The organism is Ensifer adhaerens (assembly GCF_001270265.1).
Lineage (GTDB): Bacteria > Pseudomonadota > Alphaproteobacteria > Rhizobiales > Rhizobiaceae > Ensifer > Ensifer adhaerens_B.
In genome coordinates, this window is sequence record NZ_LGAP01000006.1 from 115,352 (window position 1) to 130,120 (window position 14,769).

General features: G+C 62.7%; 13 protein-coding genes. 11 read left to right on the forward strand and 2 right to left on the reverse strand.

All coding sequences use genetic code 11. The features are described from left to right. The first annotated feature begins 114 nt into the window (after positions 1-114). Entirely contained in the window at positions 115-1,038 is a 924-nt protein-coding gene (locus AC244_RS13015) for a GNAT family N-acetyltransferase (RefSeq protein ID WP_053249252.1), read from the forward strand. A gap of 39 nt (positions 1,039-1,077) precedes the next feature. Then, positions 1,078-2,214, forward strand: coding sequence for an AAA family ATPase (locus AC244_RS13020; RefSeq protein WP_053249253.1), 1,137 nt, complete (start codon positions 1,078-1,080; stop codon positions 2,212-2,214). 49 nt (positions 2,215-2,263) lie between these two features. Here AC244_RS13020 and fsa read toward each other — a convergent pair whose 3' ends face one another. Then, a complete protein-coding gene (gene fsa, locus AC244_RS13025) occupies positions 2,264-2,917 on the reverse strand; it encodes a fructose-6-phosphate aldolase (RefSeq protein WP_053249254.1) in 654 nt (217 codons plus the stop codon). 178 nt (positions 2,918-3,095) lie between these two features. Between fsa and AC244_RS13030 the strand changes: the two genes are divergently transcribed. From AC244_RS13030 to AC244_RS13065, 8 genes are all read left to right on the forward strand, one after another. Continuing rightward, positions 3,096-5,300, forward strand: coding sequence for a primosomal protein N' (locus tag AC244_RS13030; protein ID WP_053249349.1), 2,205 nt, complete (start codon positions 3,096-3,098; stop codon positions 5,298-5,300). 147 nt (positions 5,301-5,447) lie between these two features. Further along, the gene (locus AC244_RS13035) at positions 5,448-5,834 is read left to right on the forward strand and encodes a hypothetical protein (protein ID WP_053249255.1); all 387 of its coding nucleotides are present in this window, start codon (positions 5,448-5,450) and stop codon (positions 5,832-5,834) included. A 257-nt stretch (positions 5,835-6,091) separates the two neighbouring features. Then, positions 6,092-6,658 (forward strand): F0F1 ATP synthase subunit delta, encoded by a 567-nt coding sequence (locus AC244_RS13040; protein WP_053249256.1) that lies wholly within the window; start codon positions 6,092-6,094, stop codon positions 6,656-6,658. Beyond that, the gene (gene atpA, locus AC244_RS13045) at positions 6,658-8,187 is read left to right on the forward strand and encodes a F0F1 ATP synthase subunit alpha (protein WP_025425066.1); all 1,530 of its coding nucleotides are present in this window, start codon (positions 6,658-6,660) and stop codon (positions 8,185-8,187) included. The genes AC244_RS13040 and atpA overlap by 1 nt, the downstream gene beginning before the upstream one ends. 27 nt (positions 8,188-8,214) lie before the next feature. Beyond that, positions 8,215-9,096 (forward strand): F0F1 ATP synthase subunit gamma, encoded by an 882-nt coding sequence (locus AC244_RS13050; protein WP_053249257.1) that lies wholly within the window; start codon positions 8,215-8,217, stop codon positions 9,094-9,096. A gap of 24 nt (positions 9,097-9,120) precedes the next feature. Next, the gene (atpD, locus tag AC244_RS13055) at positions 9,121-10,638 is read left to right on the forward strand and encodes a F0F1 ATP synthase subunit beta (protein ID WP_053249258.1); all 1,518 of its coding nucleotides are present in this window, start codon (positions 9,121-9,123) and stop codon (positions 10,636-10,638) included. A gap of 126 nt (positions 10,639-10,764) precedes the next feature. Beyond that, positions 10,765-11,169, forward strand: coding sequence for a F0F1 ATP synthase subunit epsilon (locus AC244_RS13060; protein WP_053249350.1), 405 nt, complete (start codon positions 10,765-10,767; stop codon positions 11,167-11,169). Between the two features lie 289 nt (positions 11,170-11,458). Beyond that, a complete protein-coding gene (locus tag AC244_RS13065) occupies positions 11,459-12,886 on the forward strand; it encodes a mannose-1-phosphate guanylyltransferase/mannose-6-phosphate isomerase (protein WP_053249259.1) in 1,428 nt (475 codons plus the stop codon). A 172-nt stretch (positions 12,887-13,058) separates the two neighbouring features. Here AC244_RS13065 and AC244_RS13070 read toward each other — a convergent pair whose 3' ends face one another. Further along, entirely contained in the window at positions 13,059-14,162 is a 1,104-nt protein-coding gene (locus AC244_RS13070) for a saccharopine dehydrogenase family protein (protein ID WP_053249260.1), read from the reverse strand. A 126-nt stretch (positions 14,163-14,288) separates the two neighbouring features. On the opposite strand from AC244_RS13070, the gene AC244_RS13075 reads away from it, so the two are divergent. Then, on the forward strand, positions 14,289-14,720 hold the full coding sequence (locus tag AC244_RS13075; protein WP_053249261.1) for an Lrp/AsnC family transcriptional regulator: 432 nt from the start codon (positions 14,289-14,291) through the stop codon (positions 14,718-14,720). Positions 14,721-14,769: the final 49 nt, after the last annotated feature.

Here is a 14,769-nt window from a genome sequence, read left to right on the forward strand (position 1 = left end):
TCATGGACAATGCCCTGACGCCTCTTATGTTTTTGCTAACGTGCCCTTGGAATTTGTCATCCTTCGATCATATTGAGTTGCGATGTTCAGCCCCGTAAAGAATCGGATGAGGCCATGGCGGGACGGGATTCGGTGAACGGATTCGCGCATTTTGCTGAAGTGATCGCCCTGGTCTCGCAAGGGCAGCCCGGCCACATCGTCGATACACTCATTGCCGAACGTGGCCAGCGGATTGTCAGGAGCCCGATGTGGCCCGTTATCCGTCCCTTTCTCTACACGCTTCTGAACTATCGAAAGGCACTGGAATTCGCCGACGCCGTGGCCAACGTGCCGGGCTTCCAGGCTTTCGAGCATCTGAGCTCGCTTCTGTCGCTCGACGTCCGCGTCGACCGGGCGGAGCGCATTCCTGATAAAGGCGGATTCCTGCTGGTCAGCAATCACCCGACCGGGATTGCCGACGGCATCGCCGTCTTCGATCTCCTCAAAGACCGGCGGCCGGACATGATGTTCTTCGCCAACCGCGACGCGATCCGCGTCAACCCACGCTTCGTCGAGATGGTCATTCCGGTCGAATGGCGCGAGGAGCACAAGAGCAAGCTCAAGGCCCGCGAAACGCTGCAGGTCACCAACCGGGCGATCGGCGAGGGCAAGGCGACGGTGCTGTTTCCCTCCGGCCGCATCGCCTACTGGGCTGACGGCCGTCTTAACGAGCGGCCATGGAAGACGTCGGCGGTCGGCTTTGCGCGCAAATACGGCCTGCCGATCCTGCCGGTGCATATGAGCGCGCGCAATTCCGGCCTGTTCTACTGGTTTGCCAAATGGTCGACCGAGCTGCGCGACATGACGGTGTTCCACGAGCTGCTCAACAAGAAGGGCGACCTCTTCGATTTCCGTATCGGCAATCTCATTGCGCCGGAAGCTCTGGATGGTGACGCTGCCGACGTGACGAAAGCATTGGAACGCCACACCGTGTTCGACCTGGCGCGCGACGCGGATGCGGTGTTTCGGCCGGCTTTGAGCGCTTCCGTTGCCTGCTGATCCCTTCATGTGATGGCGGGAATGGGCTAAGCATGAGCCATGCTGCTTCGTTCGATGTTTGCCGAAAACTACCGCTCCCTAAAGTCGATCCGCATGGATCTGACCGGTGTCAACCTGTTCATCGGGGAGAACGGCGTGGGCAAATCCAACCTCTATCGCGCGCTGCAGCTGGTGCAGGCCGCCGTGCGCGGCAGTCTTGCCTATGAGATCGCCAGGGAAGGCGGCATGTCCTCGGCGCTCTGGAGCGGCCAGCGACGGGCCGACAAGCCGGCGCGCATCCGGCTCGAGACGGAGCTGATCGACGAGGAGCGAGCCATCACGTTCCGCTATAGGATCGAAGCCGGCTTGCGCCCGCCAAAGGCGGCGGCAGGCTTCGCCTATGAGCCGCAGGTCAAGGAGGAAGAGCTGAGCGTCGAGACCGGGCGGCGACCGGTGACGATGATGAAGCGCGCCGGCCCCGGTATCTTCGCGCGCGGCGACCGCGGACGGATGGAGGACTATCCCGAGCAGGCGTTGCAATCAGAGACGGCGATCGCGCTCTTGGGCGATGCCGGGCACTATCCCGAGATCGGCACCTTCCGCCGAGCCGTCGATCAATGGCGGTTCTTTCACGGCTTCCGCACCGATCGCGATTCGCCGTTGCGGCTGCCATGCCTTGCGGTCACGGCGCCGATGCTCGATGAAGACGGCACCAACATGGCCGCGGTTTTCGCGACGCTGCGCCATACCCGCGAAGATACCGTCGATCTCGACCGCGCCATCGCCGATGCGTTCGGCGGCGCCTATCTCGACGTTCCTGATCCCGGTCAGTTCGCCGAATTCTCGCTCGTCTTCCCGGATTTTCCGCAACGGCCGTTTTCGACGCGCGAGCTGTCCGACGGGCAGATGCGGTTCCTGGCGCTTGCGGCAGCGCTGCTTTCCTATCGCCGCCCGCCCTTCATCGCACTCAACGAGCCGGAAACCAGCCTGCACCCGGATATGCTGCCGGCGCTTGCCGACATGATCGCCAGCGCCTCGCGCGACAGCCAGATCTGGATCGTCACCCATTCGGAGCGGCTGGCCGATGCCATCCGCGAGCGTTGCGGCGTGCGTGCGCGCCGGGTTATCCGCAAGGACAGCGCCACCTGGATCGACGGCATGCGTCTGACCGGCCTGATGGACGACGATGACGCATAAAAAAGGCCCCGCATCGCTGCGGAGCCCTACAATCTCTATCCCGAAAAAATCAGGCGATCTTCTGGCCGGTCTTCGCCCAGTCGGCGAGGAACATTTCGAGGCCCTTGTCGGTCAGCGGGTGCTTGACCAGGGCCTTCAGCGTTGCCGGCGGCGCGGTGATGACGTCAGCGCCGATGAGGGCTGCTTCCTTGACGTGGTTCACAGTGCGGATCGAGGCAGCAAGAATTTCGGTCTCGTAGCCGTAGTTGTCGAAGATGTGGCGGATTTCGCGGATCAGGTCCATGCCGTCGAACGCGATGTCGTCGAGGCGGCCGACGAAGGGCGAAACGAAGGTCGCGCCAGCCTTGGCGGCAAGCAGCGCCTGGTTGGCCGAGAAGCACAGCGTCACGTTGGTCTGGTGACCGTCCGAGGTCAGGGCCTTGCAGGCCTTGAGGCCGTCAAGCGTCAGCGGCAGCTTGATGCAGATGTTGTCGGCGATCTTCGAAAGAACAGCCGCTTCCTTCATCATCTCGGCGTATTCGGTCGCGGTCACTTCGGCCGAAACCGGGCCTTCGACGATGCCGCAGATTTCCTTGGTGACTTCGGCGATGTCGCGGCCCGACTTGAGGATCAGCGAAGGGTTGGTGGTCACGCCATCGAGGAGGCCGAGATCGTTCAGCTCACGGATTTCCTTGACGTCGGCGGTATCAACGAAAAATTTCATGGGGTCACTCCCTTGGGGCACGATTGCCGTTCGGGCGCATATCTACCGGGAGGAATTCCTTTGGCAGAGATCGCGCGCGTTGAAACTCTGGTGGAACCGTGAGAAACCCTGCGCCGGCAAGGCTGCGGTTCGCAGCGCAGTTTTCTTTAACCGAAACACGTGGCAAGGTCACGGCAAAATGACTCGCGATTCAACCGATTTATTCGGGCCTGTTTCCGACCGCCGCGTCGTGCCAGTTCTGGTGCCGATGCCGGCGCCGAAGGCCTATTCCTACGCGGTGCCGGACGGCATGGCGGTCGAGCCCGGCTCGATCGTCCAGGTGCCGCTCGGGCCCCGTCTGGTCGTGGGCGTCGTCTGGGATGGCGACGACGATGGCAGCGTCGATCCGAAGAAGCTGAAATCGATCGAAAAAGTCTTCGACTGCCCGCCGTTGACGCCTGACATGCGCACATTTCTCGATTGGGTGGCGACCTATACGGTGACACCGCCGGGGCTGGTGGCACGCATGGCGCTGCGCGCGCCGGCCGCCTTCGACCCGGAACCGATGGTGGAGGCCCTGCGACTGACCGACATGCGCCCGGAGCGGATGACGTCGGCCCGCGAGCGCGTCATCACAGCTGCCGGCGACGGCTTTGCCTGGACGCGCTCGGGCCTTGCGCACGCGGCGGGCGCGTCGTCGAGTGTCATCGACGGTCTTGCGCAGCAGGGTGTGTTCGAGACCGTCTTCATGGCGCCGCCGCCGGTGGTGGCGGCTCCCGATCCCGAGTTCGCCGCACCCCGGCTCGAAGGGCCGCAGAAGGATGCGGCCGCGGACCTTCTGGCCGCCGTCGAACAGGGCGGGTTCTCGGTGTCGCTTATCGACGGCATCACCGGTTCGGGCAAGACCGAGGTCTATTTCGAGGCGATCGCCGCGACGCTTAGGGCCGGCAAGCAGGTGCTGATCCTGCTGCCGGAAATCGCCCTGACGGCGAGCTTCCTTGAACGCTTCCAGGATCGCTTCGGCTCCAAGCCGGCCGAGTGGCATTCGGATCTGGCGCCGCGAACGCGCGAAAAAGTCTGGCGGCAGGTGACGACAGGCACGGTGCGCGTCGTCGCCGGTGCCCGCTCGGCGCTGTTTCTCCCCTTCGAGGAGCTCGGCCTGATCATTGTCGACGAAGAGCATGACCCTGCCTACAAGCAGGAGGACCGGGTGTTCTACAATGCCCGGGACATGGCCGTCGTGCGCGGGCGCATCACCGGCTTTCCCGTGGTGTTGGTTTCGGCAACGCCGTCGGTCGAAAGCCGGGTCAACGGCGAGGTCGGCCGCTATAAGCCGATCCATCTGCCGACCCGTTTCGGCGATGCGGCGCTGCCGCGGCTCGGCGTTGTCGACATGCGCCAGCATCCGCCGGCGCGCGGCGGGTTCCTGTCGCCGGTCCTTATCAACCAGATCGGCAAGGCGGTCGACCGCGGCGAGCAGGCGCTGTTGTTTCTCAATCGGCGTGGTTATGCGCCGCTGACGCTTTGCCGCGTCTGCGGTCATCGCTTCCAGTGCCCGGATTGCGCGAGCTGGCTCGTCGAGCATCGCTTCCGCGGGCAGATCCAGTGCCACCATTGCGGCTATGCGGAAAAGACGCCCGAGGCCTGTCCGGAATGCGGCACCTTCGATCACCTCGTTGCCTGCGGTCCCGGCGTCGAGCGTATTGCCGAAGAGGTCGAGCGCCATTTTCCCGAGGCGCGCACCATCGTGCTGTCTTCCGACCTGATGGGCGTCAAACGGCTGCGGCTGGAGCTGGAGGCGATTGCGCGCGGCGAAGCGGATATCGTCATCGGCACGCAACTTGTCGCCAAGGGCCACAATTTCCCGCTGATGACGCTGGTCGGCATCGTCGATGCCGACCTCGGGCTTGCCAATGGCGATCCGCGGGCGGCGGAGCGGACGTTCCAGCTGCTGTCGCAGGTCACCGGTCGCGCTGGCCGGACCGGCCTGAAGAGCCTCGGCCTGCTGCAGACCTACCAGCCGCAGCACCCGGTAATGCAGGCGATCGTCTCGGGCGATGCGGATGCCTTTTATGACCGCGAGATCGCCGAGCGCGAAAAGGCGCTGCTGCCGCCGTTCGGCAGGCTGGCATCGCTGATCGTTTCGGCCGATACGCGGCAGGATGCCGAGACCCATGCCCGCGGACTTCGAAGTGCGGCGCCGCGCACCGACGGCATCTCGATCCTCGGTCCGGCCGAGGCGCCGCTGGCGCTGATCCGCGGCCGTCACCGGTTCCGGCTGCTGGTGCACGGGCGCCGCAACAGCGACATGCAGGCCTTCGTCAAGGCGATGATCGCTGCCGGCCCGAAGGAGCGCGGCTCGATCAGCGTCCAGCTCGATATTGATCCCCAGAGTTTCCTCTGATCTCAAGTTTCCTGTGATCGCGGCTGCGATCGGGTCGTGGGCGATTCACAACCGCCGCGACATGCGCTAGAGGTCTGAGGTGTATCGCATCCAGGCAGGGCCTGATGGCGATGCGATCGAGATCGGCGCTCATCTGCGGGAACGGGCATGGAGTTCTACATTCCGACGGAAACCGGCGAGTTCCTCGCCTTCTGTGCGGCGGCGGCTGCGGCGCTGATCGGCGTCGTCATGCTGTTTGCGCCGCGGCTTACCTTTCGCGCCGCCGGCATCGGCATTGCCGAAGGTCGCCGTGGCGGGCTGGCCGAAGCGCGCTCGACCATGGGCGGCATGCATGCCGGCCTTGGCCTCGCCGCGATCCTTCTGGCGCAGCCGATGGTTTATCTCGCGATCGGTGCCGCTTTTGCGCTCGCCGCCTTCGGCCGCATCCTCTCGATGATGAGCGACAACGGCGCCACGCTCTACAACTGGGTGGCGCTCCTGGTGCAGGCGGCACTTGCCATTTTTCCGCTTGCCTATGTCTTTGGAATGATCTGACCGCCCGCAGGGCATTTTCGCGATTCACATCCTCAGGAACGAATTTACGGCAAAATTCGGCCAATCCGGGTCGACTTATGCCGCATTCCTGCCGTTCGCGTGTTGCGAGTCCAAACATCCTATGCTAGACGAACCGCGAATTGCGGGGGAAGTGGGTCGCCAGGCCTCGATATCCCGCAAATTATTGCAGCAAATTCAAAACGTTAAGTTGACGGCTCGCCGCCACCACCGTTCTTGGATGAAATTGAGAGAAGCTTGTGCCCGTGGCAGACACATCCCAGCTTATTTCCGGTGTTGCAGAAAGGTATGCGTCCTCGCTTTTTGACCTCGCTCTCGAAGCGGGTTCCGTCGAGGCGGTCGGTGCGGATCTTACCCGCGTCCAGGCCCTGATCGATGGTAGCGACGACCTGAAGCGGCTGATTGTAAGCCCCGTCTTTTCTGCCGACGACCAGTTCAAGGCCATTTCGGCGATCGTCGCCAAGGCCGGTATCTCTGGTATCGTCGGTAACTTCCTCAAGGTTGTTGCGCGCAATCGCCGCCTCTTCGCGCTGCCGGGCATGATCAAGGCGTTCCGCCTGATCGCCGCGCGCCATCGGGGTGAAATCTCCGCCGACGTAACGTCGGCCCATGCGCTCACCGCAGCGCAGGAAACCGAATTGAAGGCGACGCTCAAGGGCGTCACCGGCAAAGACGTGACGGTCAACGTCACCGTCGACCCGTCTATTCTTGGAGGTCTGATCGTCAAGGTCGGGTCCCGCCAGATTGACACTTCCCTTCGCACCAAACTCTCTACCCTTAAGCTTGCACTGAAAGAGGTCGGCTGATGGATATCCGCGCCGCGGAAATTTCCGCAATTCTTAAAGATCAGATCAAAAATTTCGGCCAGGAAGCAGAAGTCTCCGAAGTCGGCCAGGTGCTTTCCGTCGGTGACGGTATCGCCCGCGTCTACGGCCTCGACAATGTTCAGGCAGGCGAGATGGTCGAATTCCCGGGTGGAATTCGCGGCATGGCGCTGAACCTCGAAGCCGACAACGTCGGCGTCGTTATTTTCGGTTCGGACCGTGACATCAAGGAAGGCGACACCGTTAAGCGGACCGGCGCCATCGTGGACGTTCCGGTTGGTCCGGAACTGCTCGGCCGCGTCGTCGACGCGCTCGGCAACCCGATCGACGGCAAGGGCCCGATCAACGCCAAGCAGCGCTCGCGCGTTGACGTCAAGGCTCCGGGCATCATTCCGCGCAAGTCGGTGCATGAGCCGATGTCGACCGGCCTCAAGGCCATCGATGCCCTCATCCCGGTTGGCCGCGGCCAGCGCGAGCTCGTCATCGGCGACCGCCAGACCGGCAAGACCGCGATCATTCTCGACACGATCCTCAACCAGAAGGCCATTCACGACAATGGTCCGGAAGGCGACAAGCTGTATTGCGTCTACGTCGCAATCGGCCAGAAGCGTTCGACGGTTGCCCAGTTCGTGAAGGTTCTGGAAGAGCGTGGCGCTCTTCAGTACTCGATCATCGTTGCCGCGACCGCATCCGACCCGGCTCCGATGCAGTACCTCGCACCGTTCGCGGGTTGCGCGATGGGCGAATACTTCCGTGACAACGGCAAGCATGCCCTGATCGGCTACGACGACCTGTCCAAGCAGGCTGTTTCCTACCGTCAGATGTCGCTCCTGCTGCGCCGCCCGCCGGGCCGCGAAGCTTACCCGGGCGACGTTTTCTACCTGCACTCCCGCCTGCTCGAGCGCGCTGCAAAGCTCTCGGACGACAACGGCGGCGGTTCGCTGACGGCCCTGCCGGTCATCGAAACGCAGGGCAACGACGTTTCCGCGTTCATTCCGACCAACGTGATCTCGATCACCGACGGCCAGATCTTCCTTGAAACCGACCTGTTCTACCAGGGCATCCGTCCGGCCGTTAACGTCGGTCTGTCGGTTTCGCGCGTCGGCTCCGCCGCGCAGATCAAGGCGATGAAGCAGGTTGCCGGCTCGATCAAGGGCGAACTCGCTCAGTACCGCGAAATGGCGGCCTTTGCGCAGTTCGGTTCGGACCTCGATGCCGCTACGCAGCGTCTGTTGAACCGCGGTGCACGCCTGACCGAACTCCTGAAGCAGCCGCAGTTCTCGCCGCTGAAGACGGAAGAGCAGGTCGCGGTCATCTTCGCAGGCGTCAACGGTTACCTCGACAAGCTGCCGGTCAACCAGGTCGGCAAGTTCGAGCAGGGCCTGCTTTCGTACATGCGTTCGGAAGGCAAGGATATCCTGGAAACCATCCGCAAGGACAAGGCGATCTCCGACGACGTCAAGGGCAAGCTGAAGGCTGCAATCGACAGCTTCGCCAAGTCTTTCGCCTGAGCGGATTTCATTTAGGACGGATAACGGATGCCTTCACTTAAGGATCTGAAGAACCGGATCGCCTCCGTCAAGGCGACGCAGAAGATCACCAAGGCGATGAAAATGGTCGCCGCGGCGAAGCTTCGGCGTGCGCAGGAGGCGGCCGAGGCCGCCCGGCCTTACTCGCAGCGCATGGCTGCCGTTCTCGCCAACATCGCCCAGGCGGTTGGCGCGGACGACGCTGCGCCGCAACTGATGACCGGGACCGGCAAGGACGACACGCATCTTCTCGTCGTCTGCACGGCGGAACGCGGTCTTTGCGGCGGCTTCAACTCGCAGATCGCCCGCCACGCTCGCGACCACGTTCGCAAGCTGCTTGCCGCCGGCAAGACGGTGAAGATCATCTGCGTCGGCAAGAAGGGCTTCGATATTCTGCGTCGCGAATTCGCGTCGCTGATCATCGATCGCGTCGACCTGCGTGAGGTCAAGAAGATCGGCTTCCAGAACGCCGATCAGATCGGCCACAAGGTCATCGCGCTCTTTGAAAAGGGCGAGTTCGATGTCTGCACGCTGTTCTATTCTGAGTTCAAGTCCGTTATCGCCCAGATTCCGACGGCACAGCAGCTGATCCCCGCCTCGGCCGGCCCGGTCGCAGTGGAAGCATCGGATGCTTCGGCCGTCTACGAATATGAGCCGGACGCGGGCGCGATCCTGAGCGACCTCATCCCGCGCAACATTTCGGTGCAGATCTTCCGGGCTCTGCTCGAGAATGTCGCCGGTGAAATGGGCGCGAAGATGAGCGCGATGGACAATGCGACGCGCAATGCTGGTGAGATGATCAACAAGCTGACGCTGAACTACAACCGTCAGCGCCAGGCTCAGATCACCAAGGAACTCATTGAAATCATCTCGGGCGCGGAAGCGCTCTAAGGTTACGAGAAGAGGGTAAGGATTATGGCTAAGGCAGCTACCCCGAAAGAAACCGCAGCGGCGAAGAAGCCGGCTGCACCGAGGAAGGCAGCTTCCGCCAAGACCGCAGCAGTTGCCGCAACCGGCGCTGTCGGTCGCGTAACGCAGGTCATCGGCGCCGTCGTCGACGTCGCGTTCGACGAAGGCCAGCTTCCGCAGATCCTGAACGCGCTGGAAACCGACAACAACGGTAACCGCCTCGTTCTCGAAGTCGCGCAGCACCTCGGCGAAAACTCCGTCCGCACGATCGCCATGGACTCGACCGAAGGTCTCGTCCGCGGCCAGTCGGTCACCGACACCGGCGCACCGATCACGGTTCCGGTCGGCGACGAAACGCTCGGCCGCATCATGAACGTCATCGGCGAGCCGGTCGACGAAGCGGGTCCGCTCGTCACCTCCGGCAAGCGCGCCATCCACCAGGACGCGCCGTCCTACGTCGAGCAGTCGACGGAAGCGCAGATCCTCGTCACCGGCATCAAGGTCGTCGACCTACTCGCTCCTTACGCAAAGGGCGGCAAGATCGGCCTCTTCGGCGGCGCAGGCGTCGGCAAGACCGTTCTCATCATGGAACTGATCAACAACGTCGCCAAGGCGCACGGTGGTTACTCGGTATTTGCTGGCGTGGGTGAACGTACCCGCGAAGGCAACGACCTCTACCACGAAATGATCGAGTCCGGCGTTAACAAGCACGGCGGTGGCGAAGGCTCCAAGGCTGCTCTCGTTTACGGCCAGATGAACGAACCGCCGGGCGCCCGCGCTCGCGTCGCTCTGACCGGTCTGACGATCGCTGAAGACTTCCGCGACAAGGGCCAGGACGTTCTGTTCTTCGTCGACAACATCTTCCGCTTCACCCAGGCAGGCTCCGAAGTGTCGGCTCTGCTCGGCCGTATTCCGTCGGCCGTGGGTTACCAGCCGACGCTGGCAACCGACATGGGTCAGATGCAGGAACGCATCACCACCACGACCAAGGGCTCGATCACCTCGGTTCAGGCTATCTACGTTCCGGCCGACGACTTGACCGACCCGGCGCCGGCTACCTCGTTTGCCCACCTGGACGCAACGACCGTTCTGTCGCGCTCGATCGCCGAAAAGGGTATCTACCCGGCCGTTGACCCGCTCGACTCCACCTCGCGCATGCTCGACCCGATGATCGTCGGCGAAGAGCACTACGAAGTGTCGCGTAAGGTCCAGACGACGCTGCAGCGCTACAAGTCTCTCCAGGACATCATCGCCATCCTCGGCATGGACGAACTGTCGGAAGAAGACAAGGTGGCCGTTGCCCGCGCTCGTAAGATCGAACGCTTCCTGTCGCAGCCGTTCTTCGTGGCCGAAGTCTTCACCGGTTCGCCGGGCAAGCTCGTCGCTCTCGAAGACACGATCAAGGGCTTCAAGGGCCTCGTCAACGGCGACTACGACCATCTTCCGGAAGCCGCCTTCTACATGGTCGGCTCGATCGAAGAAGCGGTCGAAAAGGCCAAGAAGCTGGCTGCCGAAGCCGCTTGATAGCATCGTAAGCCTCGGCGCACAGATGCGCCGAGGCTTTCATCCTGCGTTCCGCCGCTTTGCGGAGCAGGGAAGACATGCACAGCCTGCCACCTCAGGTGGCGCGCCCACGAGAAGTGAATGGTCATGGCCGACAGTTTCAATTTTGAGCTTGTTTCCCCCGAGCGCCTGCTCCTCTCCGAGAAGGTGACGGAAGTCGTCATTCCGGCGACCGAGGGCGAGATGACCGTGATGGCCAATCATGCCCCGACAATGACGACGGTCAAGCCCGGCGTCGTCACCGTGAAGACGGCTGACGGCAAGACCGAGCGGTTCGCCGTCTTCGGCGGCTTTGCCGATATCCTGCCGACCGGCTGCACCTTGCTTGCCGAATCCGCCGTGCACGTCGACGAACTCGACCGCACTGCGCTTGAAAAGCGCATCGAGGCGGTTCGTGCCGAACTGGAAGGCGCCAGCGACGAGAAGAAGACGCGCGTCGAACAGTTCATCGCCGAACTGACGAAGCTCGGGGAAATCGTGATCCCGGCCTGAAAGGGACATCCCGACGGGATAAACCAATGAAAAAAACCCCGCCTTCGAGCGGGGTTTTTTGTTGGCCGCAGACGCCTGCGGCAGAGGCGGCATCGCCAGGTTCATCGGCACTTCCCACAGGGAAAACGATGCCCAGGCTTCAAACGCTGCAGCGTCGTTCGTGCGTCAGACCTGACGCGTTGCGCTCGAACCTTCGAAGGCCGTTTGAGCGTGCCGACAGTTTCAGGCATTCTTTAGCATCCGTCCTGTATTGAGGGACTATCGTTTGATGCGCGTAGAGGGGCTTGGTATGACGTCTAAGATCGTCCCCGTGATCATGGCGGGGGGGAAAGGGACACGCCTGTGGGCGCTGTCGCGCTCCGGCGCGCCGAAGCAGTTCCTGCAGATCCTGTCGGACCGGTCGCTGTTCCCGCAGACGCCCGAACGGGTGCGGGGGGAGCGCCCCCTCGAGCCGGCGATCATCGTCACCAACAGCGATTTCCGCTTCCTCGTTGCCGCGCAGGCGCGGGCCGTCGACGCACCGCTGAGCGACATCCTGCTCGAGCCGGTTGCCCGCAACACGGCGCCGGCACTCGCCGCCGCGGCCTTCGTCGTGCTCGCCCGTTACGGCGAAGGGGCGATCATGCAGGTGCTGGCCTCCGACCACGAGATCGATGCCGGAGCGGTCTACACGGACTGCATGCTGCGTGCACAGCAGGCCGCCGAAACGGGCGAGCTGGTGACCTTCGGTATCACGCCGACGGAGCCGGCAACCGGCTATGGCTATATCGAGCTTGGCGGGCCGTTGCCGGCGGGCGCCAACAGGGTTGCCCGTTTCGTCGAGAAGCCGGATCGGGCCAAGGCGGAAGCAATGCTGGCGACCGAGCGCTATCTCTGGAACTCCGGCATGTTCATGCTTCCCGTCAAGGTGTTCCTCGACGAAATGCAGACCTACGCGCCCGAGGTCTTTGCCGCGACCAAGGCGGCCGTCGAGGGCGCCAGCAAGGATCTTGATTTCAGCCGGCTGGAGGCGAAAGCCTTCTCCAAGGCGCCGGATATTTCGGTCGACTATGCGGTCTTCGAAAAGACGGCTCGTGCCGCCGTCGTTCCCTCGTCATTTGCCTGGTCGGACCTCGGCAGCTGGGATGCCGTGTGGAAGATCGGCCGCAAGGACGGTGACGGCAATGTCGTGACCGACAAGGCGACCGTGTCGAACACCCGCAATTCGCTGGTGCTCTCCCGCGATATTCACCTCGCCGTCCACGGGCTTGAGGATATCGCCGTGATTGCCAGCGAGGATGCCGTTTATGTCGGGCGGCTGGAAGACAGCCAGAGCGTCGGAAACATCGTCAAGGTCCTCGCACGGTCGCGGGCAACCTCCGGGCTTACCCAGGAGCACCCGACGTCCTACAGGCCCTGGGGCGCGGTCTCCTCGGTCTCCAGCGGCGAGCGCTACGAGGTCAAGCGGTTGAAGGTCAGCCCCGGCAAGAAGATCTCGCTGCAGAAGCATCATCACCGCGCCGAACATTGGATCGTCGTGCGTGGTACGGCGGAGATCACCATGGCCGGCGAGACGCGGCTGCTGCACGAGAACGAGTCGGTCTACATCCCGCAAGGAACCGTTCACCGGCTGCACAATCCCGGCAAGATCCCGCTCGAGCTGATCGAAGTGCAGACCGGGTCTTATCTTGGCGAGGACGACATCATCCGCATTGAGGATGAGTTCGGCCGGACATAGCGCGCCGCCGCATCAGCCCTTGTGACGCAGCGCGCTTCAAGCGTTATGGCGTGATTTGTGCGCCGTGGTGGACAGTCGCGCGGCGACCGGATCCGGGTGATCCCGTAGACCGCATAAAAAATGCCCGGGCAAGACCCGGGCATTAAAGTCAGCGCATTGGAGCCGAGCGATCTCAGCCGGCGACGCGCTCAGCCTCGCCCTTCTGGGCGTAGTAGTGACCGAAGCGGTTTGCGAGGAAGGTATCGAGAGCGATGTCTTCCTGGCGAACGAAGCCCTTGGATGCGATCTTGCCATTGGCCAGCAGATCGAGCACGGCGCAGATGCTGCCGGCAGTGGTGATCTGGATACCGCTCTGCATGCGGCCGGCGACAACGCCGCTATAGACCTTGTTGGCGTAGGTTTCCTGGATCAGGCGACCTTCGCGGAAGCCCGAAACCGTGACGAAGATCACGACGACGTCCTGGGTGGTGGTCGGCAGCGCGTTTTCGAAGATGTCCTTGAGGACTTCGCGGCGATGACGCAGGCCGAGGTCGTTCAGGAGCGCCTTCATGATCGCGGCGTGGCCGGGATAACGGATCGTCTTGTAGTTCAGGGTGCGGACCTTGCCCTTCAGCGATTCGCAGAGCGTGCCGAGACCGCCGGAGGTGTTGAAGGCTTCGTAGGTCACGCCGTCGAGCGAGAATTCTTCGCGCTCTTCCATCGCAGGAACTTCGATCAGGCTGCCTTCGACGATCGCTTCGCAGGGCTCGATATATTCGTTGATGACGCCGTCGGTGCTCCAGGTCAGGTTGTAGTTGAGAGCGTTCGACGGGTACTGCGGCAGTGCGCCGACGCGCATGCGCACGCTTTCGAGCGATTCGAAGCGGCTGGCGAGATCATTGGCAACGATCGAGATGAAGCCCGGTGCGAGGCCGCACTGCGGAATGAAGGCGGTGCTGGCCTTGGCGGCGATCGCCTTGACCTGGCGGGTGGATTCGACGTCTTCGGTCAGGTCGAGATAGTGGATGCCGGCCTCGGCTGCAGCTTCTGCAATGGCAACCGTCAGGTGGAACGGTGCGGCGCTGAGCACGGCGAACTTGCCGGAGAGAAGGGCGACGAGCGCCTTCTTGTCGCCGATATCGACGGTCGCCGTCGTGATGGCGGCGTGTTTCTCGATCTGGCCCAGCTGCTCGGCGCTGCGGTCGGCAACACAGACGCTGTAATCGCCGGTGTGCGCGAGCATGCGAGCAATGGTGGAGCCGATCTTGCCTGCTCCGATGACGACGATGTCCTTCATGACTTTCCCCCAGGGTATGAAATTGGTTTCAGACCCCATTGTCCGGCGGGAGGCTGTTGATTTGAAGCGCTAATATGACTAAATCGCCTATAGATACTCGGCAGATTGCCCATATGGACCGACGAAATGCAGATTACCGACAAGGACCGTGAGCTTCTCGCAGTGCTGAGCGAAAACGCCCGCATGCCGACCGCAACGATCGCCCGCAGGCTCGGCTTGTCGCGAACGACCGTGCAGGCTCGTATCGAGCGGCTGGAACGCGAGGGGGTGATTGCCGGCTATGGCGTTCGGCTGTCGGAGAGCTACGAGAAGGGTCTGGTCAAGGCGCATGTGCTCATCACCATCGCGCCAAGGGCGCTCAGCCGCGTGACCCCGGAACTTACCGCCATCCGCGAGATCCGCAGCCTGCATTCGGTCAGCGGCAGCTTCGATCTGATCGCCGTCGTCGCTGCCGCCTCGATCAGCGAACTCGACCTGCTGATCGATCGCATCGGCGAGATCGATGGCGTCGACCGGACGCTGTCATCGATCATTCTCTCGACCCGGATCGATCGCTGAACCTACTGCATAATCTCTTAAATCGGATCCGATTTAAGGATCAAATTAT